A 22747-nucleotide genomic window follows, 5' to 3' on the forward strand; every position below is an offset into this window, starting at 1 on the left:
TCGCTCCGAAAGCTGCAGACGCGCAAATCCGAAGCGGCTTCCGCTTTTGATCGCGCCATAGGCTCGGCGTCTCGCGCAAGAGGCGTTGGACGAACGGCTTTCGCGACGCTGGCGGCTCTCGCAATCCTCCTCGGAGGCGGATGGCTCCACTTCCGATGGGAGCGCAATGCGCCGCGAGACGGCGTGACGGCCACAGGCGTTGTAGAGGCGACGAACGCCACGCCGATCTCCACACGCTTATCGGGGACCATCCGAGCCGTCTATTGTGACGTCGGCACAAAAGTGACGGCGGGCCAGATTTGCTCCGAGATCGATCCGCAGCCTTACCGCGCCGCCGTCGAGCAAGCAAAAGCCGATCTCGCTCTCGCCGACGTCCGCCTCGAAACGGCCAGAGCCGCCCTCGCCCGGATGGAAAAGCGGCTCGAGCGCCAACGAGCCGAGGCGGATCATGGAGCCTTGTCGAAAAAGACGCTCGCCCGATCCGAGGTCGCTCTTTCCCGCGCGCGAGCGCGAGCGGATCAGGAAGAAGCCTCGCGCACTTTGCGCCGAACTCAGTTGAGCGAAGCCGAAGAGTATTTGGCGCAGACCGCCGTGGCTGTGACAGTCGACGGGATGGTGATCGCGCGCGAGGCGAAAGTCGGCCATACGATCGACGCGCGAGAGACGCCTGCGCGACTGTTCACGATCGCGACCGATCTCAGCGTCGTCGAGATCATCGTCACTATACATTCCAGCGAACTGCGACAACCGAGGATCGGCAGTCAGGTCGCTTTCAGCGTCGTTTCTCTGCCAGGGCGCGCATTCTCGGGAATCGTCGAGCAAGTTTCACGTTCGACCCCGGATGCCGACCACGCTTCGACGTATCGTGTCGTCATAGAAGCGTTCAATCCCGATCTGCTGCTGCGACCGGGCATGGTCGCGACGCTCATGATCCACGATTTCGTCGCCGTAATGACGCCCAGGTAATTGTATATCGTCGACTGCTCGGATGCGCCCGCGTTCCGCGGGAATCATTAGACTTCCGACGCCGTCTAGAACGCCGCGGCAATTCGAGCAGAGCGCGCTGCCGGAGCTGCCTCCGAACGAAAGGAAATCCTCATGAAAAAAATCAAGTTCCGGATGAACGGCGACGATCTCGCGCCCCGCCGCACGCGCATGGAAATCCCCGGCTGGGCGGGGCAGCCGGAGAAGCGCACGGATGGCTCGCATGAACACGCTTGGCACTGCGTGCCGTTTTCCGAATACGCCAAATATGGCGTCGAAATTTTCTACCCCTACAAGAATGAGCTGCGCGTCTCGAGGAAGGATGGCCGGCTGATGCTCGATGGCGACTTCGGCGCTCCACCGAGTCCCGGCCGCAGCTGGCCGCCTTTTCGTGATTTTGGGGGCAGTTTCTACACCTATCAGCTCTTGCTCGATCTCAAGCCCGAACCCGGCTATGCGATCAAGGTCGAGACGCATCCGAGCTTTTATACCGACAGCGCCGGCGCCGCGCCGATCGCAGTGCCGGCTATCATCCGCGAATGGTGGCCGATGATCTATTTTCTCGTTTTCAAATCGCCGATGGAAGGACAAACGCATATCTTCCGAACCGGCACGCCGATGGCTCAGTTCACCATGATTCCGGCGGAAAGCGATATCGACCTCGAGCCGATGAGCTTCGACGAGGCGGCCGAACGTGAATTGCAGTCGCGACGCATCCATGCGAGCCGAGAGACGCTCGGCGTCGACTCGCAATGGCTATCGACGAGCGACACGGTTTTCGACGGCACCTATCGCCACATCCATGGCGCGGCGCGTTCGGCCGAGGAAAAGCAGAAAAAGCCGCGTCTCGAATGACAGGCGCGGCTTGTGCTCCTACCAGCGCCAATCATTCCAGTGATGGTGATGGTGGTGATGATGGTGGTGGTGGTGATAATAGCGCGGCGGGCCGTAGTAGCCCCAGCCGCCCCAACCCCAGCCATGATGATGATGATGGTGGTGGTGATGATGGCGCCACCGTCGGGACGGATAGTAGGTGTAACCGTCGTAGTAAGGATTGCCATAATATTGCGCCATCTGGATGCGCGGCTCGGATTGTGTCGCCTTCCGCGCCTCGGCCTCCCGCAGGAGCGCCGTGGCATTCGGTATCGGTTGCAGAAGTTCCGCATAGGAACGGGGTGACATCACTTGATCGAGCGTTCGCGCGTCGGCCGTGGGCGCCGCAGCGAGCGGCAACGCCGAAATTACGCCGACCAACCCGACGGTCTTCTTGTCCATGGACATTCTCCCCCGCATTACGGTCACGCGCGTCTCGCTACTCCATCATGCGGACATGCTCGACCCGGCGACGATACGAGCCAGCATCGCGCTCCGCAGATGAACGGCTCATGAATCTTTAAGCCCTACACACGTGAGACGCAGCGGCGCGATCATCGCGGCCCGATTTCCGTGGCGCGACATGGGTTGCCCGAGTAATGCTCGTCACGTCGAGTGTGACTTCGCTCGCCACCTGCCGAGTCATGCAGCTCCGGCGCCGGAACGACGCCCCCGGTCGCCGCCGCGGAAACTGGCCGCGGCTTGTCCAACCTCGGCCCGTCGCCCAAAACCGGTCCGGTTATCCGTAACCGACCGAGAGTCCGAATATGCGTGAGAAGCATCTGGGTCACGCCGTCTCATTGGCGACGATTTTGTTGAGCACACGCGAGCAGTTGGCTCGCGCGCTGCGTGATGCTGCGATGGCGAGCATCAGAGCGAGGTCGAGAGGCGCGGGTTTCGACCAGCCGATCATCTCCCGCTACTTCCTCGAATCACACGTCGACGACGCTCTCTATCTGATCGGCAGAGACGGGCTCGACGCGCTCGAGAGCAATGTCCGCTTCGCGGTCGACGAAATGATCCGAGAGGCATTGGAAAACGTGAGAATGCGGAGAACGGATAATTAGGCGATCGCGCTTTCGGTGCGCCGGCCAAGGCGTGCGCATTGCGCTTGCGCCATCAGGGGCCGACGTTTTCTGACCAGAAGCATGATCGACGTTGATCAAATTTCAGGGATTTTGTTTTGGGAGCATTGTCGTGGAAAGACGAATAACTCTCACTGACATAGACCGCCCTGGAGAGGCGCTCGAAGTCGCCATCATCGCCGCCGACGAAACGTCTTTTACACTGGCGGTGCCGAGCACATCCGTGCAATTTCGATTATTCCGCCGCAACCGCCAGGCTCCCTACGAAGGGTCGTTGGGCGGCCGGAGTTTCTGCTTCGTTCCGTATGCTGTCGAACCAAAAAAGACTGTCACGAAATTGAGAAAATAAAGCGTCCGACACATAAATCGTCGCCAGACGTGGCGTGCGACGCGATGGACGGTTCGAACGTGACGTTGCCACCCGACACGCGGGCCGGTTCTTCTGCCGCTTCCCGGAAGCAAGGGGCCTCGGCTGTTCACGTCGAGAATACCTCTCGCGCGGGATTCTGGCGCACTGGCCCAGCTGAAGATTGATGAGCCAAGTTCATAGCCCCATGCTGATTTTTTGCCATAACCAACAGAAAGCAAGCGCATTACTTTGCTCTCGCTCAGGCTCGTCCCAACGGACGCCCTCGAGGCGACGCCTCACAATGAAGAAACCTCTATGCGAGAGATGTTTTTCCCCAGGCGGCCTCGAACGGCCGCGATAATTCTGGTCGCCGCAGCGCTCGCGCTCTACGCGTTCGGTTTCGGCGTGACGAGACCGAATCAAACGTTGGAAACGCCCAAGCCGCGCGTCGTGGCGACGAAGCCCACTGTCAGGACGATCGTCGAATGGGACCGATACACTGGGAGATTCAGCGCAGTGGAAAGCGTCCAGGTGCGCGCTCGCGTGAGCGGCTATCTGACCGATATCCATTTCGCCGACGGCCAGCTGGTGAAGGAGGGAGATCGCCTGTTCACGATCGATCGCCGCCCCTTCGAATTGGCCGTGTCCGCGGCTGACGCGGAACGCAGAGTCGCCGAATCAGCGGTGGCGCTCGCGCGTCAGGAGCTCTCGCGCGCGCAATCTCTACGAAAAATCGGGGTGGCCGAAGAAGTATACGAGCAGAGAATGGCCGCTCTTCGACAGGCGGAGGCGCGTCTCGCCGCCACAGGCGCCGCCCTGGATCGCGCTAAGCTCGATCTCGAATTCACGAATGTCCGGGCGCCGATCGCCGGCCGGATCGACGCTCATAGCGTCAGCGTCGGAAATCTCGTCAGCGGCGGCGATTCGAACGCGACGCTTCTCACGAATATCGTCTCTCTCGATCCGATCCGCGTCACATTCGACGTCGATCAAGAGGCCTATCTCCGATACATCCGCGGCGGATCGGATGGCGGAAGGCCGAGCCTGCGCGACACTCCGAATTCGGTCCGCATCGCGCTGTCCGGAGATGCCGACTTCACCCGGTCGGGAGAGCTGGATTTCGTCTCGAACCAGATCGACCGCGACAGCGCCACGATCAGGCTGCGCGCCATCGTCGATAATAAGGATCTGTCTCTCGTTCCAGGCCTTTTCGCCAGAATCGAGCTCGCAGGAAGCGGCGCGCATCCCGCCGTGATGATCCCGGACGAGGCGATATCCGTCGATCAGGCGTCCCATGTCGTGTTCGTCGTGGACCGAGGAACTGCGGAGCGAAGGACTGTCACGCTCGGACCGATCGTCGAGGGTCTGCGCGTCGTGCGAAGCGGAGTCGGCCCGGACGATTTCGTCGTGACATCGGGCTCGCAGAACATACGGGCGGGGCAAGCCGTCGCGATTCTCGACGCCGCGCCAGCGCCTGTCTCGAAGCGCGCCGCCGCCGACATAGGAAGACTCTCACGATGAATCTCGGGCGCTTTTTCATCGACCGTCCCGTCTTTGCGATCGCTTTGTCGATCACGCTGCTGATCGTCGGCGGCGTCTCTGCGAGCAGATTGCCGATCTCGCAATATCCGGAGGTGATTCCGCCGACTGTGACGGTTACGGCGCAATATCCCGGCGCCGGCGCGCAAACCATCGCCGACACCGTGGCGACGCCGATCGAGCAAGAGGTCAACGGCGTCGACGACATGATCTACATGCAGTCGCAATCCACCAGGGACGGTCGATTCAGCCTCACCGTGACGTTTCGAACCGGAGCGGACCTCGACAAGGCGCAGGTGCTGGTCCAGAACCGCGTTGCGCTCGCCGAGCCCCGCTTGCCGGACGTCGTCCGCCGGATCGGCGTGAGCGTCAACAAGAACGCGCCCGACTTTCTGCTCGTCGTGCAGTTGATCTCTCCAGATCGCACGCGCGACGCCCTTTATTTGTCGAACTATGCGGCGCAGCAGATCGTTCCTGTGCTTCGTCGGCTTCCGGGCGTCGGAAGCGCCGAAATCCTCGCCGAGCGCGAATATGCGATGCGCATCTGGCTCGACCCCGACAGAATCGCGGAACTCGGACTATCCGTCGGCGATGTCGTCGATGCGTTGCGATCTCAGAACGCCCAGGTGGCGAGCGGCGCTCTGGCGCAGCCCCCGATTCCGGGCCACCGGGCCTTTCAGCCGTCTATTTCCGTGCAAGGGCGCTTCAAGGAGCCGACGGCCTTCGAACAGATGATCGTCAAGCGCGGCGTCGACGGGCGCATCGTGCGCGTGAAGGACATTGGACGGGCCGAGCTCGGCGCCCGCGAATATGGAACCAACGCCTATATCAACGACACGGCGGCGACGGCGATGCTCGTCTACCAGCGGCCGGGAACCAATGCGCTCGAGGCTTCGCAGGATGTGCAGAACGCGATGCGGCGGCTCGGCGCCACGATGCCCTCCGGCGTCGATTATATGATGACCTATAATCCGACCGAATTCTTCGTCCGAACATCGATCGAAGCGCTCCAGCATACGATCTTCGAGGCCATTGTCCTCGTCGTCCTCGTCGTGCTGCTGTTCCTTCAGAGCGCCCGCTCCACGATCATTCCGCTGCTGGCGATTCCGGTTTCCCTGATCGGAACTTTCGCGGTGATGGCGGCTTTCGGCTACACGATAAACACGTTGACGCTGTTCGCGCTCGTGCTCGCCGTCGGAATAGTGGTCGACGACGCCATCGTCGTCGTGGAGAATGTCGAGCGCTATCTGCGCGAAGGGCTTTCGGCGAGAGAAGCGGCGCGCAAAACGATGGACGAGGTCGGCGGCGCGCTGATCTCGATTGCGCTCGTGCTCGTCTCGGTCTTCGTTCCGACCATGTTCCTCGATGGAATCACCGGGCAGTTCTTTCGCCAATTCGCTGTCGTCATCGCCGTCGCGACCGTCATATCGGCCTTCAACTCCCTCACGCTCAGCCCCGCGCTCTCTGGTCTCTTCCTCCAGCATCACGACGCCGCCCATCGATCGGAAACGCTTCTCGCGCGAGCGACGACGCCGATCGTCGACAGGTTCAATCGCTTTTTCGACGCGCTCTCCGAAAGCTATTCGGCGATCATTCGGCGCGTCCTCGAACGCACGGCGACGATGCTGATTCTCTATGGCGCGCTGGTCGCGGCGGCGGTCTTCATATTTTCGATCGTTCCCCGCGGCTTCGTGCCCGTCGCCGACCAGGGCTATCTGATCGCCATAGCAGAGCTCCCCGCCGGCTCCTCCTTGCAGCGCACCGATGCGATCGTGCGCGAGATGGGCGCCCGCGCGCGCGGCATTCCGGGAGTCGGATGGGCGCATATGTTCCCCGGCCGCTCCGTCGCGACGGGAACCCAAAGCTCGAGCGCCGGCGTCGTGTTCGTTCAGCTAGAGGCCTTCGACAAGCGCTATGACGCATCGAAATCGGCGGCGACCGTCAGGGCGGAGCTCGAGAGGCGCTACGCCGACATCACTGGGGCGCAAATCACGATCATCTCGCCTGCGACGATCCGAGGCATCGGATCGTCGGGCGGGTTCTCGCTGCGCGTTCAAGATATCGACAGTCGCGGCTCGGCGCGTCTCGCCGACGTCACGCTCGATCTGGTGGCGGCGCTCAAAGCCGATCCACGCATTCAATTCGCTTTTTCGCCATTCCGAGCGTCTGCGCCGGAGTTCTATCTCGATATCGACAGAACCAAGGCGGAGATGCTCGGCGTCCCGACGTCGCGCGTCCACGACACTCTGGAAGCCTATCTCGGCAGCGCCTATGTCAACGACTTCAATTTGTCCGGGCGCACCTATCAGGTGATCGCCCAGGCGGAAGGCGCGAGCCGACTCGACCCGGAGCAGATCGGAACTCTGAAGGTCAGAAGCGAATCCGGCGCGATGGTCCCGCTGGGCTCGATCGCGACCTTTCGCGCCAGAAGCGTTCCGGATCGCGTTCCGCGCTACAATCTCTATCCGACCGCCGAAGTGATCGGGGCCGCTCTGCCGACGATCAGTTCGGGAACCGCCTTGTCGATCGTCGAAGACATCGCCGGACGATCGCTGCCGAGCGGCTATACAATCGCCTGGACGGAGCTTTCCTATCAGGAACGGCTGGCCGCCGGTGGCGGCGCCCTCTTTATCCTGAGCGTGGTATTCGTCTTCCTGGTGCTCGCAGCTCAATATGAAAGCTGGCTCCTGCCGCTCGCTGTCATTCTGATCGTGCCGATGTGTTTGCTGTCTGCGATCATCGGCGTGATGTGGATGGGGCAGGACAATAATGTTTTCACCCAGGTGGGATTGATCGTGCTCGTCGGTCTCGCCGCCAAGAACGCCATCCTCATCGTGGAGTTCGCGCGAGACCTAGAGGCGCAAGGACTATCGGCGCCAGAGGCGGTGGCTCGCGCGTGCCGCCTGCGGCTGCGACCTATTATGATGACCTCGCTCGCATTCATCCTCGGCGTCGCGCCGCTCATGCTGGCGAAAGGCGCCGGCGCGGAATTACGAAACGCGATCGGAACCGCCGTCTTTTTCGGGATGTTGGGCGTGACGCTCTTCGGCCTGCTGTTCACCCCCGTGTTCTATGTCGCGATCCGCGCGGCGGCTCAGCGCCTCCTGCGGCCTCGTTCGGTCGCGGCGACATGCTCTGGTGGACGAAGCCTTCCTCGCGTCACGGATTGAGCATACGCTTCGGCTCCGCATGAGCTCCTCGTTCCTGCGACAATTTCGTTCGAGATGTCCGGATCGCTACGGCTGCTCGTGTCGCAGCGCCTCCAGCAATAGCGCGAAAGCGGGCGACGATTCGCTGCGATGCGGGTAATAGAGATGGTAGCCGGCCCAGGGCTGACACCAATCGTCCAGCGCTCTTTGGAGACGACCGGCCGCGAGATGCGGCTCCACTATGTCCTCCGGCAGGAAGGCCAGCCCGAAGCCGGCGACGCATGCGTGGACGATCTGGAACACGCTGTTGAAGATCAGCTGGCCGTCGACGCGCACCTTCAGCTCGCGGCCGTCTTTCTCGAATTCCCAGGCGTATGTGCCGCCATAGGTCGGGAGACGCAGGTTGATGCAATTGTGCTGGATCAGCTCCTGCGGCTCGCGCGGCGGCGCCCTCTCGGCGAAATAGGATTTCGCGCCGACGACGGCGAAGCGAACATCGGGCCCGATCCGCGCGGCGATCATATCCTTGGCGACCTGCTCTCCCCATCGCACGCCGGCGTCGAAACGCTCGGCGACAATGTCGGTCAGCCCGTAATCGATGACGACCTCCACCTTTATGTCGGGATATTTTGTCAGGAAGCGCTTCAGCTTCGGCCAGAGAATCGTCTCGATCGCATGGTCTCCGGCCGTTATGCGCACCTTGCCGGCGGGCTTGTCGCGCAGCCCGCTCAGCGCCTCGAGCGTCGCCTCTATCTCCTCGAAACGCGGCGCGGCCATGCGCACCAACCGCTCGCCCGCCTCGGTGAGCGAAAGGCTGCGCGTCGTGCGCGTCAGCAGCCGAACGCCGAGCTTGGCCTCGATCTGGCGAACCGTGTGGCTGATGGCCGATTGCGAGACGCCGAGCTTGCCCGCCGCGCACGGATGCGCTGCCTTCGCGCGCGACGATGATGAGCGCGCGCAGATCGTCGAAGCTGGGATGCATTCAGAAATCCTGCTCATAGGCCTTTGCTGATTATAACGCCTAGTAGCAATGAAGCCAGATGCTCAAATTGCGCCGTGAGGCCGGCCGCGTTGCCGGCGACAGGAGGCGCAAATGAGGGGAACTGTTCTCTACGGACCGCGTGACATCCGCTGCGAGGCCGTCGATCCCCCGACGCTGCTGCAGCCGACGGACGCCATCATCGAAATCGCCGCCACCTGCGTCTGCGGCTCTGATCTTTGGCCCTATCGCGGCCTCTGGCCCGTCTCCGGGCCGACGCGCATGGGCCATGAATATTGCGGAACGGTCAAAGAGGTCGGCGCCGCGGTGACGACGATCCGGCCGGGGCAATTCGTCATCGGCTCCTTCTTCACATCGGACAATTCTTGTCCCAACTGCCTCGCCGGCTATCAATCGTCCTGCGTCAATCGCGAGCAGGTCAGCACGGCGCAATCGGGGCTCATTCGCGTTCCGCAGGCCGACGGCACTCTGGTGGCGACGCCCGCCACGCCGCCGGCCGATCTCATTCCCGATCTTCTGACGCTCTCCGATGTGATGGGCACGGGCTGGTTCGCGGCGGACGCCGCCGAAGTGAAGCCGGGCAAGACGGCTGTGGTCGTCGGCGATGGAGCGGTCGGGCTGCTCGCCGTTCTGTCGGCCAAGCTGAAAGGCGCCGCGCGCATCATCGCGATGAGCGGTCACGCGCCGCGTCAGAAGATCGCGCGTGAATTCGGCGCGACCGACATTGTGACGGAGCGCGGCGATGCTGCGGTCGCCTGTGTGATGGAGCTGACCGGCGGCCTCGGCGCCGATTGCGTGCTCGAATGCGTCGGCACGCAGCAATCCATGCTGCAGGCGATCCGCTCCTGCCGCAAAGGCGGCTATGTCAGCTTCGTCGGCGTGCCGCATGAGGTTTCGCTGGATGGTCAGGAGCTGTTCTTCAGCCATGTGCATCTGCATGGCGGGCCGGCGCCGGTGCGTCGCTATCTGCCCGAGCTGATCGATCTCGTCTGGAGCCGCAAGATCAACCCCGGAAAAGTGTTCGATCTCGTGCTGCCGCTCGATCAGGTGGCGGAAGGCTATCGCGCCATGGATGAGCGCCGCGCGATCAAGGCGCTGCTGCTGCCGGCGTGATCGCCATCAACAGAAATCCCTCACAGGAGCCTTTTATAAAATGCAGATCGCAATCATCTATGACAGCGGCTTCGGCCACACCGCCAAGCAGGCGCAGGCCGTCGCCGAAGGCATCGGCCGCGTCGAAAGCGTGCAGGCGAAGCTCATCGCCGTCGCCGATGGCGAGATCGCATGGGATGCGCTGGAGGCGAGCGACGCGATCATCTTCGGATCGCCGACATACAATGGCCTCGTCAGCGCGAAATTTAAGAAATTCATGGAGGATTCGACGCGCGCCGCGTGGCTTCCGCAAAAATGGCGCAACAAGATCGCCGCCGGCTTCACCAATTCTGGCGCCATGCATGGCGACAAGCTCAATGCGCTCCTGTCTATGGCCTTGTTCGCCGCGCAGCACGGCATGATCTGGGTCGGGCTCGATCTGTTCCCTGGCCATTCCTCCGAGGACAAGAACCGCATCGGCGGCTGGCTCGGCGCCATGGCGCAATCGAATGACGAATCGCCGGAATTGTCGCCGATCAAGAGCGATCTCGACACGGCGGCGCATCTCGGACAGCGCGTCGCCGAAATCGCTCGCCAGTTCAGAGCGGGCGGAATCAACGCTGCTCGAGGAGAATGAGTGAAATGAAGCTGCTTTGCCTCGACGTTCCGCAGCCCGGAGCCAGGCTCGAAAAATACGCGCCGCATATTCGCGACGAGGTGCGCCATGCCTGGAAACTCTACAAGAGCGGCGCCATGCGCGACATCTATTTTCGGCAGGATCGTCCCGGCGTCTCCATCATCGCCGAATTCGCATCCGTCGAGGAAGCGAGAGAAGCGCTCGCGCAATTCCCGCTGGCGAAAGTCGGGTTGATCGATTGGGAGATCATTCCCCTTGGGCCTTTCGTGAATTGGGAGATCCTTTTCGCGCCGGCGGAAACGGGCCGAGTTGGCGGGGCGTGACCCCCGCCAACTCCAGCTTTCACTCGTCCTGCGCGAGCCTGCTCGCGCGGGCCGTCGTCGCGGCCAGAGCTGCGGCGAGCACGAGCATAGCGGCGCCGGCGCCGAAGGTCGGCCGATAGCCGCCTGCGTCGAAGAGAACGCCGCCGACGGTCGCTCCGAATGTGATCGCGAGCTGAATGATCGCCACCATCAAGCCGCCGCCCGCTTCGGCCTCCTGCGGCAATGTCCGCGACAGCCAGCTCCACCAGCCGACCGGCGCCGCTGTGGCCAAGAGGCCCCAGACGCCGAGCAGCAGCACCGTCGCCATGAGAGCGCCGTCGAATGCGACGAGAGCGGCGCCGACCGCCGCCATCACGGCGGGAATGACGATGAGCGTGCGATAGAGACCATCTTTCAGAAGCGATCCGATGAAGGAGCTGCCGATGAAGCCGCTCACGCCCATCGCCAGCAAGATGAAGGACAGCGTCGCCGGATCGGCATGGGCGGCGGTCTCGAGAAACGGCCGCAAATAGGTGAAGAGCGCGAACTGCCCCATGAAGAAGACGCCCGTCGCGGCCATGCCGAGCGCGACGATCCGTCGGCGCAGCAGCGCAAAGACATTGCGGGATCTGGCTACGCGCGGGACCTTCATGGGCGGCAGACTCGCCATTTGCCAGACGAGAACGACGGCCGCGACCGGAACGACGCAGAAGAAGGCGCCGCGCCAGCCGATGAGCGAGCCGAGAAAGCTGCCGGCCGGGGCGGCGATGATCGTCGCCAGCGCATTGCCGCCATTCAATATCGCCAGGGCTTTCGGCACTTGTTCGGCGCGAACGAGCCGCATGGCCGTGGCCGCCGACATGGACCAGAAGCCGCCGATGACGATTCCGATGAGCGCTCGGCCGATCATGAAGACGAGATAGCTGGGCGCGAATGCGACGATCGCGCCGGAGACGATCATGAGAGCGGTCAAGGCCAGCAGCAGACGCTTGCGATCGAGATCGCCGACGGAGGCGGAGATAAAAAGGCTCGTGACCACGGCGAAAGCGCCCGATACCGAGATCGCCTGCCCGGCCTGGCCTTCGCTCACGCCGAGATCGGCGGCGATCGGCGTCAGCAGGCTCACCGGCATGAATTCGGATGCGATCAATGCGAATGCGCCCAAGGAGAGCGCATAGACGGCGCCCCAGGCGGGGGATCGTTCTTCGATCAGATCATTCTGCGATGTCGCTTCAATCTGCATTCTGCTCTCTTTCTCTTATCGGTCGTAATCGCGCGCGCGATCGCTCGCCGAGCGCGCGCGCAGCAGCGGGACTTCGATGGGATCGGCGAAGACGTCGGCCGCGCGTTACGTGCGCGGGCCGACAAATGTCAGTGCAGCGATGATCGTTTTCGATTATCGCCGCCTTCGGCGAGGCGCTGCTTGGACATGGGAAGGCTGCGGATGCGCCGCCCGATCAGCACCGACGCGGCGTTGGCGACGGCGGGCGGGACGCCGGGCAGGCCGGGCTCGCCGACGCCGCCCATGGGCGCGCCGCTCTCGATGATGCGCACATGCACGCGCGGCATTCGGTCCGCCGTCAGGATCGGATAGGCGTCGAAGTTGCGCGCGCGCGGCTGGCCCTGCTCGTAGACAACCTTCTCGAGCAGAGCGGAAGAAAGGCCGAGCGCGACAGCCGATTGCACCTGCGCCTCGACGATCGCCGGATTGACGATGCTGCCGGGATCGATCGCAACAAAGACGTCGTGAACGACGATCTCGCCCTGCCGCAGCGAGACTTCCGCGATCGTCGCGACCTCGCTGCCGAAGGGCGACGCCATGGCGACGCCGCGCGCGCGTGTCGTTCCATCCGCGGCGGTGAACGGCCCGCGTCGCCAGCCGCCGCCGAGCTCGGCTACGGCCTCCAGCAATCTCTTCTGGCGCGGATGGTCGGCGAGCAGGCGATGGCGCAGCTCGAACGGATCATGCTTGCCGGCCTCGGCGATCTCGTCGAAGAAGGTCTCGTAGAAGAAGTCGTTGGTCGAATGACCGACCGAGCGCCAGAAGCCGATGATCGCCGGATCGTCGATGTGAATTTGTCCGACGCGCCGATTGGGAATCGCATAGAGCTTGCCTGCGATCCCCTCGACCGAGGATCGATCGACCTTGTCCGGCTCGCGGCCGAACCAGCGCCCCAAAGCGCCTTCGCCGATCGCCGTCGCCTCCAGCGCGATCGGCATTCCCTTGGCGTCGAGCCCGGCGCGCAGGCGCGCGACGGCCATCGGCCGCAGCGCATCGCGCAGAAACTCGTCCTCCCGGCTCCAGATCAGCTTGACCGGCCGCCCCGCGGCTTTCGCCAGCAGGATCGCCTGCGGATAGGGATTGGCGGTCTGATAGAGGAAATGCCGGCCGAAGAATCCGCCGAGCATCGGCGAATGAATGATGATCTTCTCCGGCGCGATCCCCGCCACTTTGGCGGCGTCCGCCTGGAACAACTCCGGCCCCTGGTTCGAAATCCATAACTCGAGCGTGCCGTCCTCGTTCCACCTCGCGAGAGCCGAGGGCGGCTCGAGCTGCCCATGGGCGAGATGCGGCGCGTCGAATGTCGCCTCGACGATGCGCGCCGCCTTGCGGAAGGTTTTGCCCGTATCGCCGACCGTCTCGAAGGCGAGGCCCGTTCCGGGCGCGGCCTTGAGCTTCGCCAAATGCGCTTCGGACGAAAAATCCGCCGGCATGGCGTGAGGGGCGTCGCCCGCCGGCTCGATCCAGCTCACCTCGAGCGCCTCGACGGCGCGCCGCGCGCGATGCCAGCTCGTCGCCAGCACGGCGACGGCGCCGGGAAGCCAATGGATGGAGTGAACGCCGGGCATGGCGCGCGCCTGCGCCTCATTGGCGATGGCGCCGGGCTCCTGCCCCAGCCTGCGGGCGTGCTGGACCGCCGCATGCAACATGCCCTCGACCTTCTGGTCGATCGCATAGCGCGCTTTGCCGGTCGACTTGTCGCGCACGTCGAGCCGCGCCACCGGCTTGCCGATCCAGCGGAAATTGGCCCGATCTCGCAAAGCGACGTCCGCGGGAACCGGCAGAGCGGCGGCGGCGCTCGCCAGCTCGCCATAGGCGAGCGAGCGGCCGGAGGCGTTGTGAATGACGCGGCCGGGCTCGGTCGAGAGCTCCGCGAGAGGCGCGCCGAGGCGTTCGACCGCGGCTTGCAACAGCATGTGGCGGGCCGAGGCTCCGAGCTTGCGCATGGTTTCATAGCTGCTGCGCACCGAAAAGCTGCCGCCGGTAAAGCGCTGGCCATTCACCAGCAGATAATCCGCGCCGGCGGGCGCGCCTTCCACCAGGAATTGCGCCGGATCGACGTCGAGCTCCTCGCCGACGATCTGCGCCATCGCCGTGAAAATGCCCTGGCCGCCCTCGATGAAGGCGCTGCGGAACAGCACGCGATTGTCCGGGCGGATTTCCAGAAACGCGCGCACCCGCGAGCCGGGCGTGATCGCCGGCGCGGCGGCCGCGGCCCTGGAGCGGGCGGCCGGCAGCGTCACGGCGAGCGCGAGGCCGCCGAGCGAGCCGAGCAGAGCGCGGCGTGAAAGATTGATCGGCCGGCCGTGGCGGCCTTGCGCATCGCGCGGGACAGCAAAAGGGGTCATATCGTTCATGGCTGCGGCCCGGCGGCGCGACGCACGGCGGCGGTGATTGCATTATAGGCGCCGCATCGGCAGAAATTGACCATTGCGGCCGCGATATCCCCGTCGGAGGGTCGAGGATTCTGCTTCAATAGCGCGGCGGCGGCCATCACCTGGCCGGACTGGCAATAGCCGCATTGCGGAGCCTGCTCGACGACCCAGGCGTCGACCAGCTTTCGGCCCACGGGATCGTCTTCTATCGCCTCGATCGTCATGATCTGCGCGCCCGAGACGCTCTCGACGGGCGTGACGCAGGAGCGTGTCGCCTGTCCGTCGACCAGCACCGTGCAGGCGCCGCATTGCGCCACGCCGCAGCCATATTTCGTGCCCGTCATCCCCAGCTCGTCACGCAGCGCCCAGAGCAGCGGCGTATCCGGCTCGATTTCGACTTCATGCTTCGAGCCGTTGACGATCAGCTCCATTCCTCGCTCCTCGATGACTCGTCGGCGAATGCGGACGCAGCCGTCGCCTGAAGCGACAATCTATTCGACTGCGTCAGCCTGCATTAGGGGCGAAGCAACGCGTACCGCTATGAGCGCAGCTCATGAATAGCGCCGCTATTCACGATGGCGCAGCGCGGCGACCAGAGCGGAAAAAGCCGGCGAGGCCTGCCGCCGGCTCGGATAATAAAGGTAATATCCATCCCAGTAGGGGCACCAGCCTTCCAGCAGCTGGACGAGCCGTCCTTTGGCAATATGCGGCAGCGCGAGCTCCTCGGGCACATAGGCGAGGCCGAGACCCGCCAGAGCGGCGTCGAGCACATGATGGATATTGTTGAAGACGAGCTGGCCGTCGACGCGGATCTTGACCTCGCGCCCATTCTTCTCGAATTCCCAGGCGTAGAGCCCGCCGGATGTCGTAAAGCGATAATTGATGCAGCTATGCTGCATCAGATCCTGCGGTTTCATGGGCTCCGGATTCTTCGCGAGATAAGATTTCGCGCCGACGACCGCGAAGCGGAGATCGGGTCCGATGCGCGCCGAGATCATGTCTTTTGCAACCAGCTCGCCCATGCGAACGCCGGCGTCGTAGCGCTCGGTGATGATGTCCGTGAGGCCATTGTCCAACAAAAGCTCGACTTTGATGTCCGGATATTTCGGCATGAAGCTTTTCAGCTTCGGCCATAGAATGTTGCTGATCGCGAAATCAGAGGCGGTGATTCTGATCGTTCCCGCCGGCTTGTCGCGCAGCTCGCTCAGCGCGTCGACCTGCGCCTCGATCTCGTCGAAATGCGGCCCGATTCCCTCGAGCAGACGCTCGCCGGCCGTGGTGGGAGACACTGCGCGCGTCGTGCGCGTCAGCAGCCGGACGCCGAGCCGCGCCTCGAGCTGCCGGATCGTGTGGCTCAGGGCGGATTGAGACACGCCCATCTTGGCCGCCGCCCTCGTGAAGCTGCGCTCCCGCGCCACGGCGAGGAAGGCGAGCAGGTCGTTGATGTTGTCCCGCGCCATTCATGAGCCTCATTCATATTGATATGCGGATTATAGCGGCTAATCGAAGCGTGAGACAGTCGATAATCTGACGTCATAGGGTGACAGGGGCGTCGCGAGACGCGGACAGGCGATGCAACGATCTTCCGACATAGCGCGTCCTACTGGACCGGAACGTCCGACGCGCAGAAGGCTGCTCCTATCGTCGCTCGCGATTGCGGCGGCGGCTCGGCCCACTCTTGCGCGCGAGCGGACGGAGAAAGCGGTCATGAAGCTCCGATGCGCCTTCGGCGAGCATGTTTTCATTGTGTCGCTCGACGACAATCCCACCGCCCGCGACCTCGCGTCGCTGACGCCGCTGGAGTTGACCATCGAGAATTACGCCGACAATGAAAAAATTGCCTATCTGCCGCGCAAGCTCACGGAAGAGGCGGCCGGACCCTTCTCGAACGAGGAGCCCGGCGATCTCTGCTATTATGCGCCATGGGGCAACCTCGCCTTCTTCCACGCCGGCTATCATTATTCGAAAGGCCTGATCCGCCTCGGGCGGCTCGACGACGGCGTCGCGCCGCTGAAGACGCAGGGCAAATTCCCGCTTCATATCGAGCGGCTTCTCTGATCTCTCTAATTTCACATCGTCACATGCGAAACACTCTCGACCTACGCTCCTGCGAGATCGACGTCCGGCCCGCCCTTTCGACGGATCGGCCGATCGACATCTTTCGCTTTCTTCGCGATGCGACGGCGAGCGGGCATGGATGCGCGCTTGTCACTCTGGTGGAGATCGTCGGCGGCGCCGCGCGCGGCCTCGGCGCGCATATGGCGGTTCGCGACGACGGCGCCTATTGCGGCTTTGTTTCGGGCGGCTGCGTCGAGGCGGCGGTCGCGCAGGAGGCTGTCGATGCGATCCGAGAGGGCGCCGACCGCATGCGCCGTTACGGCGAGGGGTCGCCCTATTTCGACATCGTGCTTCCATGTGGCGGCGGGGTATTGCTCGCGATTCACGTCGTGAGAGACAGGGCGCCGATCGACGACGTTCTGCGCGCCATGACGGAGCGAAGATCCATCGGCCTCGTCTATCGCCCGAAAGACTCCGAGCTCTCGGTCGGCGCCGCCGCGCCGACGGGCTGGCGCGACGACGCCTTCTTGTCGATGCTGCGGCCGGAGCCGCGGATTCTCCTCTCGGGACGAGGATTGGAGAGCCGCGCATTGACGACGATCGCGGCGGCGGCGGGCCTCGAGGTCGTCGAGGCGGCGCGGAGCGCGGTCGATTGGTCCACCGACGCCGATAGCGCCGTCGTGCTACTTCATCACGATATCGATCAAGAATTGCCCGCGCTGAAGGCGGCCCTGCGCAGCGACGCCTTCTATATCGGCTGCCTCGGCAGCAGCCGGACGCACGTCCGCCGCATCGAGCGGCTTCGGCGGGAGGGCTTCACGGCGCAGGATATCAGCCGCATTCGCGCGCCGATCGGCCTGTTTGGCCCCGCGCGCGACGCGCGCTCCATCGCCGTCTCCGTGCTCGCCGAAATTCTGTCCTGGCTGGAATCGCGAAAGGCAGCGACGCCGTGACCGGACTCGAGCGGCGCTATGACGCATCGTCCTTCGCCGTCCTCGTACTGGCGGCGGGGCGCGGCTCTCGCTTCGGCGGCGGCGACAAATTGAGCGCGCCGCTCGCAGGCGTGCCCGTCGCGCATCATATTCTCTCGGCCTTGCGGCCATTCGCCTTCGCGCAAAAGCTGCTCGTTTGCAGAAGCCGCGCCCTGTGGACCGACGCTTTTGCGCGCGACGGATTTTCGATCCTCCACAACGACGACGCCGAAGGCGGCATGCTCGCCTCGTTGAAAATCGGCGCGACGTCAGTCGAGGATCGGCTGAAGCTGCTCGTCTGCCTCGCCGACATGCCCTTCGTCGCGACCGAGCATCTCGCGCTTCTGCTGTCGGCCGCCGCAGAAGCTCGGGACAGGATCGTCGCATCGATAGCGGGCGCCTATCGTGGGCCTCCGGCCGTCTTCCCTGTCGATGAGCTGCTGCGCTTGCCGCCTACCGGCGAAGGCGGCGCGAGATCACTGCTCGCCAACGCCCGCTTCGTCGATTGCGACGCCGATCGGCTTCTCGATATCGACACGCGGCAGGACCTTTTCGCCGCGCAAAAGCGGTTCTGTCCCACCTGACGTCAGGCTTTACGCGCTTTCGTCGGCGCGCGTCGCTTCGCCGGCTTCGATCTCGCCGGTTCTTTTTTTGTCCGCGTCGTTCGGCGAGCCCCCTTTGTCTGACCATCCTCTTTCGGCTCCACGAGGCTATCCTCGGCGAGACATGCGGCGAGAATTCTCTCGATCAAGGGCCGCGTGTCGGCGCTATTGGCGTCCTGCAACGCCGGCGCTCCGAGAACTTCGCGAAAGATCGCCATTCCGACGAGGCAGGCGTTGAACAAGGTGGCGCGTTCGAGCGTCGACGGCCCCTCGAGAGCGGCGGCGACGGGGCCGATGAATTCGGTGAGGCTGCGCGCGCGCAGGACTTCACGCGCTTGCGGATTGGTCAGCGAGCGAACGACGATCTGAAGCGTCTCGTTCTGGCCCGCGCCGAAAAACCCGCTTGCGTAATCGGCGCTCAGCCGGCTCGCGTCTATGGTCGCCTGCGACGAGGCCTCCTTGGAAGTCGAGAGAACGGCTGAAAACAGCTGCTCCTTCGACCCGAAGGCGCGGTGAACCAGAGCGACGTCCACTCCCACCTCGGCGGCGATGTCGCGCAGCTTCACATCCTCATAGGAGGCCGTCGAGAAACGCGCGCGCGCCGCTTCGAGTATGCGACGCCGCGTGATTTCTCCGCCGCGCTTCTCCTGAAGCTCCGCCAGTGTCGCCATCTCGATCCGACTCCCTTTTCGAGCAGCTTATTCGGCTCGGGACGCTGGTCAAATGGGACCGGAAGACACGAATGTCAACAATGTTGTGTCAACGTTGTTGACATCGATCCAGTCTCGCGTATTTTCCCCTCGACGGCTCGGACGACGCCCGAATGCAGGGGATCGAAAACATGATCGAGAAATATTCGACACATCTGGCGCGGGCGCTTTTCGCGTTGGCGGCGAGCGCGCGCGCTGCGTGCGCGGCCGATTTGCCCTATATGAAGCCGGCAATCGCTTTCGAGCCGCCGCCGCCAGCCTTCAGCTGGACGGGCCTATATGGCGGCCTGAACGGCGGCGGCGCATTGGGCGCGGGCTTCGGCGCCGGCGCCTATGGCGACAATTCGCCGAGCGGCGTCGTCGGCGGAGGCCAGATCGGCTTCAACTATCAATTGACGCCCCGCTTCGTCGTCGGCGCGGAAAATGACGTTCAGGCCTCGAGCCTGAAGGCGCGAGACGACAGCCCCTATCGTCGCGACGCGACGCTGCCGTGGTTCGGAACGGCGCGTGGACGCGTGGGCGTCGCGCTCACCGAGCCGCGCTTGTTGATCTATGGAACGGGCGGCATGGCCTTCGGCGAGCCGAAGATCGCCGGCGAGGGCAAGCTGCGCGTCGGTTGGACCGCGGGCGGCGGCGTCGAATGGGCCTTTGCGCCCAAATGGTCAGCGAAGATCGAATATCTCTATGCCGACATCTTTCGCGACATCAGGAACAACGTTTCGGATCGGCACGCGCGATTCCATACGATCCGCCTCGGCCTGAATTATCACTTCGATCTCTTCTCTCCGCCGATGCAGCCGTGACGACAGGCGGGCGGGGGAGAGAAGACGAAGAAAATGACGCGACGCATCCTTCTTCTCGACCCCGATCGGCCGGGCGAATCGCTCGAAGTCGAGGTCCTCGCCCGCGACGATGTCGTGCTGACCGTCTCAGTGCCCGGCACGATCGTCAGCTTCGAACTGTTGCGCCGAGATGATCGCGGTCCCTATCACGGACGGCTCGGCGGCCGCAGCTTTTCTTATGTTCCTGCCGAGCGCGCAAATTCGCAGAGCGCATCGACGCGACCGAAGACGTCGACCAGGGCGCGCTCCCGGACATCTCGAAATCCGACCCCGGAAGATGACGCCGCGCCGCAATCGCCCGGAGTCGAGCGTAAAGGAGCATGGTATGGCGGCACTGGATAAAGCGCTTCGATCGATCGTCGCGCTGCTCTGCCTCGGAGCGAGCGCCTGTTCGAGCGTGGAGCCCATCGCCTATTCCGGGCTTCCATCCTCGGCGCATTTGCAGCCCAATCGGCAAGAGGACGCCAAGCGCATTCCGTTTCGCTACGCCGCGACGACAGATTGGCGAGCCTATAATAGGATCATCATCGATCCGGTCGCGATCTATCGCGGCGCCGATCATCAATTCGCCGATATGGCGGAGACCGACAAGGCCTCGCTCGCCGAGCACATGCAGAGCGAATTCGCCGAAAAGCTGAAGAGCCGCTTCGCTGTCGCGGACAGGCCGGGCCCGAATACGCTGCGGCTGAAATTGATTTTGACCGGCGCCGTAACGAGCACGCCCGTCCTCGGCACGCTCTCCCGCTTCGATCTCGCAGGCGGACTCTACAATGGCGTGCAGACTGTGCGCGGCGGCGAAGGGCTGATGACCGGCTCGGTGATCTACGCGGTCGAGATCAGAGACGCCGCCGACAATCGGCTGCTCACGGCGTTCGTCGCCAAGCAATATCCGAGCCCGTTGAATATTCCTGCGAGCATCGGCGTGCTGTCGGCGGCGCATACGGGGATAGAAAAAGGCGCGGAAGAGCTGGTGGAGCAATTGTCCAAACCCCGGCGATCGTGACCCATCGTCTATGGTGCAAGGATCATGCATCTGCGTTTTAGATGACATGGCCAGAAAGCGAGCTTTCCAATGAAGATGATCTTCCTCTCCTGCGGACTCATCGTGACCGGACTTGTGGGAAACGGCGTTCCGGCCCTATCGCAGGTCGTCATCCCGTCGGTTCCCGACAATCTCGAGTCGCAATATCTCGAGCAATGGAACCGCCGCCATGCCGAGCGCAGAGAATGGACGCCGAGCCCCCGCGACTTCAGCCCCGACGACGCCATTCGTCTTCTGCAGCGCAGGGGCTACCGGGTATTCGGGGTGAACGATGTCGGACTTCGCTATTTGGTGCGCGCATGGCGAGATGGCGACCATCTCCTCGTCAGCCTTTCACGCGAGGGCGAAATCATGGGAGTGGTGCATGACCGCACGCACGACTGAACGATCGATCGCTCGGCTGGTCCGGCGCGGGCTCATAGCGATGATCTCGACCTCCTTCGCCGGGTACGCCGATCAGTCGGGTGACGCAGGGAATGGCGCGCTGGGCGTCGCCGGGGCGGCGGGGGTCATCGGAATTGATGGTTTTTAGAGCGAGCCTGAAGGCTCGCACTCGAGAGGCTTCAAATTCGTCGACTGAGCCCATGGCGTATCGAAACCTGGCCAGCCGCGAGATTCACGAGGAAGGAGGGGATTGTGAAGGGCGAAAGTCGACGCGCTCCACGCTGATCGACCGTCCGCACGGCCTCGGTAATCGCGGGGAACCCTCCGATTCCCGAGGCGATGATAGTGGCTGTGCGTAGCCGGTCATCATCGGATGCCGCTTTCCATCCCGCCTGAGCCAGCGCCTCGTCTGCTGCGGCGAGCGCAAAAATGATGAAGCGGTCGACTCTGCGCTGATCTTTCGCATCAAGCACGCGATCAGGATCGAAACCTGCCACCCCATCGTCTTCCAGTGACGGTACGACGCCGGCAATCTTTACTGGCAGTTCACTGACGACTTTGTCCGGGAGCCTGCGTATGCCAGAGCGCCCGGCCAACAGACGAGCCCAGGAGGCTTCCACACCGACTGCAAGTGGGCTTAACGCCCCCATGCCCGTAACCACGATACGCCGCATCTTTTCTCCAGACCGTCCGCTTCTCGCGCCGCAGGTGCATTACGCGCCATGAACCGCTATCACAGAGCATTCCATTACAACTGCTGTAGAGCCGCCTGCGCCGATCAAAAGCGTCGTGTTGTTCCTTTATGCGATTGCTCTCTGTCGGGAGCGCGGCGCACGGCCTGCGTGACAGGCGGAGCTCCTCGTCGCGATCTCCTCGGTGTCTTTGCTATGCGCCGCACTTCGTGGGCTGCGGCTTCAAGAAAGCCTCGCGAGAAGGCCTCGTCGTTCACAGTGCGAGATAGCATCATCGCGCCAACCATCAGCGACAGCACCGTCATGGCCCTTCCATGGGGGCCCTCACCCTCGCCCGAAGGCGCCAGCTCGTCGAGAACCTCGAGATGCGCCTTCAGCCCAGCCTCGAAAGCCGCCTTTACCTCTGGGCCCTGCCGCGCCGCATCGCCACCGAGAGCCACAAGAGGGCAGCCGTCGCCCCTCTCCTTGCGATGCTCAGGCGAAAAGTAGAACGCCATGACCGCTTCGAGCGCAGCAGCCGGATATGCCGCGATAGTATCTGACCAGTGGCGTGTCGCCGTCTCCATTGCGCGACGGGAGGCCTGCGCGATCAGATCTTCTTTGGACGCAAACTGCTTGTAAAAGCCTCCTTGCGTAAGGCCAGCGCCCTTCATCAGATCCTTGAGACCAATTCCATCGAAGCCATGTTCGCGGAACAGGCGGCTCGCGGCATTTACCACGGCCTCATGGTTCTCTTCCGCCTGCGCACGACTGACCCTCATAGAGCACCTCGATATAGA

Annotated in this window: 24 protein-coding genes and 1 pseudogene; 16 read left to right on the top strand and 9 right to left on the bottom strand. The window is 63.5% G+C overall.

Annotated elements, in window-relative coordinates:
- Window positions 1–12: 12 nt before the first annotated feature.
- Both GYH34_RS21975 and GYH34_RS16180 read left to right on the top strand, forming a co-directional pair.
- Entirely contained in the window at window positions 13–966 is a 954-nt protein-coding gene (locus tag GYH34_RS21975) for an efflux RND transporter periplasmic adaptor subunit (protein ID WP_348983918.1), read from the top strand.
- Window positions 967–1098: 132 nt separating this feature from the next.
- Entirely contained in the window at window positions 1099–1839 is a 741-nt protein-coding gene (locus tag GYH34_RS16180) for a hypothetical protein (RefSeq protein WP_161914478.1), read from the top strand.
- 18 nt (window positions 1840–1857) lie between these two features.
- Here GYH34_RS16180 and GYH34_RS16185 read toward each other — a convergent pair whose 3' ends face one another.
- A complete protein-coding gene (locus tag GYH34_RS16185) occupies window positions 1858–2169 on the bottom strand; it encodes a hypothetical protein (protein WP_348983899.1) in 312 nt (103 codons plus the stop codon).
- A gap of 455 nt (window positions 2170–2624) precedes the next feature.
- On the opposite strand from GYH34_RS16185, the gene GYH34_RS16190 reads away from it, so the two are divergent.
- The 3 genes from GYH34_RS16190 (at window position 2625) to GYH34_RS16200 (ending at window position 8000) form a co-directional block, all read left to right on the top strand.
- Entirely contained in the window at window positions 2625–2924 is a 300-nt protein-coding gene (locus GYH34_RS16190; RefSeq protein ID WP_161914480.1) for a hypothetical protein, read from the top strand.
- A gap of 691 nt (window positions 2925–3615) precedes the next feature.
- On the top strand, window positions 3616–4812 hold the full coding sequence (locus GYH34_RS16195) for an efflux RND transporter periplasmic adaptor subunit (RefSeq protein WP_244635375.1): 1197 nt from the start codon (window positions 3616–3618) through the stop codon (window positions 4810–4812).
- Window positions 4809–8000, top strand: coding sequence for a multidrug efflux RND transporter permease subunit (locus GYH34_RS16200; protein ID WP_161914482.1), 3192 nt, complete (start codon window positions 4809–4811; stop codon window positions 7998–8000). The genes GYH34_RS16195 and GYH34_RS16200 overlap by 4 nt, the downstream gene beginning before the upstream one ends.
- A 66-nt stretch (window positions 8001–8066) precedes the next feature.
- Here GYH34_RS16200 and GYH34_RS16205 read toward each other — a convergent pair whose 3' ends face one another.
- The gene (locus GYH34_RS16205) at window positions 8067–8978 is read right to left on the bottom strand and encodes a LysR family transcriptional regulator (RefSeq protein WP_161914483.1); all 912 of its coding nucleotides are present in this window, start codon (window positions 8976–8978) and stop codon (window positions 8067–8069) included.
- A 94-nt stretch (window positions 8979–9072) separates the two neighbouring features.
- On the opposite strand from GYH34_RS16205, the gene GYH34_RS16210 reads away from it, so the two are divergent.
- Genes GYH34_RS16210 through GYH34_RS16220 form a run of 3 tightly spaced genes read left to right on the top strand, consistent with a single transcriptional unit; the run spans window position 9073 to window position 11031 of the window.
- Window positions 9073–10092: a zinc-dependent alcohol dehydrogenase family protein gene (locus tag GYH34_RS16210; RefSeq protein WP_161914484.1), complete on the top strand. Its 1020-nt coding sequence runs from the start codon at window positions 9073–9075 to the stop codon at window positions 10090–10092.
- Between the two features lie 40 nt (window positions 10093–10132).
- A complete protein-coding gene (locus GYH34_RS16215; protein WP_161914485.1) occupies window positions 10133–10708 on the top strand; it encodes a flavodoxin family protein in 576 nt (191 codons plus the stop codon).
- Window positions 10709–10713: 5 nt separating this feature from the next.
- The gene (locus tag GYH34_RS16220; protein WP_161914486.1) at window positions 10714–11031 is read left to right on the top strand and encodes a superoxide dismutase; all 318 of its coding nucleotides are present in this window, start codon (window positions 10714–10716) and stop codon (window positions 11029–11031) included.
- Between the two features lie 19 nt (window positions 11032–11050).
- Here GYH34_RS16220 and GYH34_RS16225 read toward each other — a convergent pair whose 3' ends face one another.
- The 4 genes from GYH34_RS16225 to GYH34_RS16240 all read right to left on the bottom strand — a co-directional run bounded on the left by GYH34_RS16225 (window position 11051) and on the right by GYH34_RS16240 (window position 16127).
- Window positions 11051–12253, bottom strand: coding sequence for an MFS transporter (locus tag GYH34_RS16225; protein WP_161914487.1), 1203 nt, complete (start codon window positions 12251–12253; stop codon window positions 11051–11053).
- 128 nt (window positions 12254–12381) lie between these two features.
- Complete coding sequence (locus tag GYH34_RS16230) at window positions 12382–14649, bottom strand: xanthine dehydrogenase family protein molybdopterin-binding subunit (protein ID WP_161914488.1); 2268 nt, start codon at window positions 14647–14649, stop codon at window positions 12382–12384.
- Window positions 14646–15098, bottom strand: coding sequence for a (2Fe-2S)-binding protein (locus GYH34_RS16235; protein WP_161914489.1), 453 nt, complete (start codon window positions 15096–15098; stop codon window positions 14646–14648). Before GYH34_RS16235 ends, GYH34_RS16230 begins: the two co-directional genes overlap by 4 nt.
- Before the next feature lie 135 nt (window positions 15099–15233).
- On the bottom strand, window positions 15234–16127 hold the full coding sequence (locus GYH34_RS16240) for a LysR family transcriptional regulator (protein ID WP_161914490.1): 894 nt from the start codon (window positions 16125–16127) through the stop codon (window positions 15234–15236).
- 247 nt (window positions 16128–16374) lie between these two features.
- Between GYH34_RS16240 and GYH34_RS16245 the strand changes: the two genes are divergently transcribed.
- The 3 genes from GYH34_RS16245 to GYH34_RS16255 are packed head-to-tail and all read left to right on the top strand — an operon-like array spanning window position 16375 to window position 18280.
- Complete coding sequence (locus GYH34_RS16245; RefSeq protein WP_161914491.1) at window positions 16375–16725, top strand: cyclophilin-like fold protein; 351 nt, start codon at window positions 16375–16377, stop codon at window positions 16723–16725.
- A 23-nt stretch (window positions 16726–16748) separates the two neighbouring features.
- Entirely contained in the window at window positions 16749–17678 is a 930-nt protein-coding gene (locus tag GYH34_RS16250; protein ID WP_161914492.1) for an XdhC family protein, read from the top strand.
- Window positions 17675–18280 (top strand): nucleotidyltransferase family protein, encoded by a 606-nt coding sequence (locus tag GYH34_RS16255; protein ID WP_161914493.1) that lies wholly within the window; start codon window positions 17675–17677, stop codon window positions 18278–18280. Before GYH34_RS16250 ends, GYH34_RS16255 begins: the two co-directional genes overlap by 4 nt.
- A 2-nt stretch (window positions 18281–18282) precedes the next feature.
- On the opposite strand, the gene GYH34_RS16260 is transcribed toward GYH34_RS16255, so the two are convergent.
- Window positions 18283–18969 carry a TetR/AcrR family transcriptional regulator gene (locus GYH34_RS16260; protein ID WP_161914494.1) on the bottom strand — a complete coding sequence of 229 codons (687 nt, stop codon included), beginning with the start codon at window positions 18967–18969 and terminating at the stop codon, window positions 18283–18285.
- 152 nt (window positions 18970–19121) lie between these two features.
- On the opposite strand from GYH34_RS16260, the gene GYH34_RS16265 reads away from it, so the two are divergent.
- The 5 genes from GYH34_RS16265 (at window position 19122) to GYH34_RS16285 (ending at window position 21424) form a co-directional block, all read left to right on the top strand.
- Entirely contained in the window at window positions 19122–19811 is a 690-nt protein-coding gene (locus GYH34_RS16265) for an outer membrane protein (RefSeq protein ID WP_244635165.1), read from the top strand.
- Between the two features lie 33 nt (window positions 19812–19844).
- The gene (locus GYH34_RS16270; RefSeq protein ID WP_161914495.1) at window positions 19845–20192 is read left to right on the top strand and encodes a hypothetical protein; all 348 of its coding nucleotides are present in this window, start codon (window positions 19845–19847) and stop codon (window positions 20190–20192) included.
- Complete coding sequence (locus tag GYH34_RS16275; protein ID WP_161914496.1) at window positions 20176–20853, top strand: DUF3313 domain-containing protein; 678 nt, start codon at window positions 20176–20178, stop codon at window positions 20851–20853. Before GYH34_RS16270 ends, GYH34_RS16275 begins: the two co-directional genes overlap by 17 nt.
- Before the next feature lie 69 nt (window positions 20854–20922).
- Window positions 20923–21276: a hypothetical protein gene (locus tag GYH34_RS16280; RefSeq protein ID WP_161914497.1), complete on the top strand. Its 354-nt coding sequence runs from the start codon at window positions 20923–20925 to the stop codon at window positions 21274–21276.
- Window positions 21257–21424, top strand: coding sequence for a hypothetical protein (locus GYH34_RS16285; RefSeq protein ID WP_161914498.1), 168 nt, complete (start codon window positions 21257–21259; stop codon window positions 21422–21424). Before GYH34_RS16280 ends, GYH34_RS16285 begins: the two co-directional genes overlap by 20 nt.
- Window positions 21425–21473: 49 nt before the next feature.
- Here the strand turns inward: GYH34_RS16285 and GYH34_RS16290 are convergent.
- Window positions 21474–21950 (bottom strand): annotated as a pseudogene (locus GYH34_RS16290) (beta-ketoacyl synthase N-terminal-like domain-containing protein); the annotation flags it as partial.
- Window positions 21951–22054: 104 nt separating this feature from the next.
- The gene (locus GYH34_RS16295; protein ID WP_161914499.1) at window positions 22055–22729 is read right to left on the bottom strand and encodes a TetR/AcrR family transcriptional regulator; all 675 of its coding nucleotides are present in this window, start codon (window positions 22727–22729) and stop codon (window positions 22055–22057) included.
- Between the last annotated feature and the right edge of the window lie 18 nt (window positions 22730–22747).

Origin of the sequence: Methylosinus sp. C49 (genome assembly GCF_009936375.1) — a bacterium.
In the GTDB taxonomy this organism is placed as follows: Bacteria; Pseudomonadota; Alphaproteobacteria; order Rhizobiales; family Beijerinckiaceae; genus Methylosinus.

What these genes read in the sequence shown, in the direction of transcription:
- GYH34_RS16295 (WP_161914499.1), bottom strand. Translation starts at nt 22,729, where the DNA reads ATGAGGGTCAGTCGTGCGCAGGCGGAAGAGAACCATGAGGCCGTGGTA.
- GYH34_RS16270 (WP_161914495.1), top strand. Translation starts at nt 19,845, where the DNA reads ATGACGCGACGCATCCTTCTTCTCGACCCCGATCGGCCGGGCGAATCG.
- GYH34_RS16250 (WP_161914492.1), top strand. Translation starts at nt 16,749, where the DNA reads ATGCGAAACACTCTCGACCTACGCTCCTGCGAGATCGACGTCCGGCCC.
- GYH34_RS16285 (WP_161914498.1), top strand. Translation starts at nt 21,257, where the DNA reads ATGACCGCACGCACGACTGAACGATCGATCGCTCGGCTGGTCCGGCGC.
- GYH34_RS16195 (WP_244635375.1), top strand. Translation starts at nt 3,616, where the DNA reads ATGTTTTTCCCCAGGCGGCCTCGAACGGCCGCGATAATTCTGGTCGCC.
- GYH34_RS16245 (WP_161914491.1), top strand. Translation starts at nt 16,375, where the DNA reads ATGAAGCTCCGATGCGCCTTCGGCGAGCATGTTTTCATTGTGTCGCTC.
- GYH34_RS16210 (WP_161914484.1), top strand. Translation starts at nt 9,073, where the DNA reads ATGAGGGGAACTGTTCTCTACGGACCGCGTGACATCCGCTGCGAGGCC.
- GYH34_RS16225 (WP_161914487.1), bottom strand. Translation starts at nt 12,253, where the DNA reads ATGCAGATTGAAGCGACATCGCAGAATGATCTGATCGAAGAACGATCC.
- GYH34_RS16205 (WP_161914483.1), bottom strand. Translation starts at nt 8,978, where the DNA reads ATGAGCAGGATTTCTGAATGCATCCCAGCTTCGACGATCTGCGCGCGC.
- GYH34_RS16265 (WP_244635165.1), top strand. Translation starts at nt 19,122, where the DNA reads ATGCAGGGGATCGAAAACATGATCGAGAAATATTCGACACATCTGGCG.
- GYH34_RS16240 (WP_161914490.1), bottom strand. Translation starts at nt 16,127, where the DNA reads ATGGCGCGGGACAACATCAACGACCTGCTCGCCTTCCTCGCCGTGGCG.
- GYH34_RS16235 (WP_161914489.1), bottom strand. Translation starts at nt 15,098, where the DNA reads ATGGAGCTGATCGTCAACGGCTCGAAGCATGAAGTCGAAATCGAGCCG.
- GYH34_RS16230 (WP_161914488.1), bottom strand. Translation starts at nt 14,649, where the DNA reads ATGAACGATATGACCCCTTTTGCTGTCCCGCGCGATGCGCAAGGCCGC.
- GYH34_RS16275 (WP_161914496.1), top strand. Translation starts at nt 20,176, where the DNA reads ATGGCGGCACTGGATAAAGCGCTTCGATCGATCGTCGCGCTGCTCTGC.
- GYH34_RS16180 (WP_161914478.1), top strand. Translation starts at nt 1,099, where the DNA reads ATGAAAAAAATCAAGTTCCGGATGAACGGCGACGATCTCGCGCCCCGC.
- GYH34_RS16200 (WP_161914482.1), top strand. Translation starts at nt 4,809, where the DNA reads ATGAATCTCGGGCGCTTTTTCATCGACCGTCCCGTCTTTGCGATCGCT.
- GYH34_RS16260 (WP_161914494.1), bottom strand. Translation starts at nt 18,969, where the DNA reads ATGGCGACACTGGCGGAGCTTCAGGAGAAGCGCGGCGGAGAAATCACG.
- GYH34_RS16215 (WP_161914485.1), top strand. Translation starts at nt 10,133, where the DNA reads ATGCAGATCGCAATCATCTATGACAGCGGCTTCGGCCACACCGCCAAG.
- GYH34_RS16190 (WP_161914480.1), top strand. Translation starts at nt 2,625, where the DNA reads ATGCGTGAGAAGCATCTGGGTCACGCCGTCTCATTGGCGACGATTTTG.
- GYH34_RS16280 (WP_161914497.1), top strand. Translation starts at nt 20,923, where the DNA reads ATGAAGATGATCTTCCTCTCCTGCGGACTCATCGTGACCGGACTTGTG.
- GYH34_RS16220 (WP_161914486.1), top strand. Translation starts at nt 10,714, where the DNA reads ATGAAGCTGCTTTGCCTCGACGTTCCGCAGCCCGGAGCCAGGCTCGAA.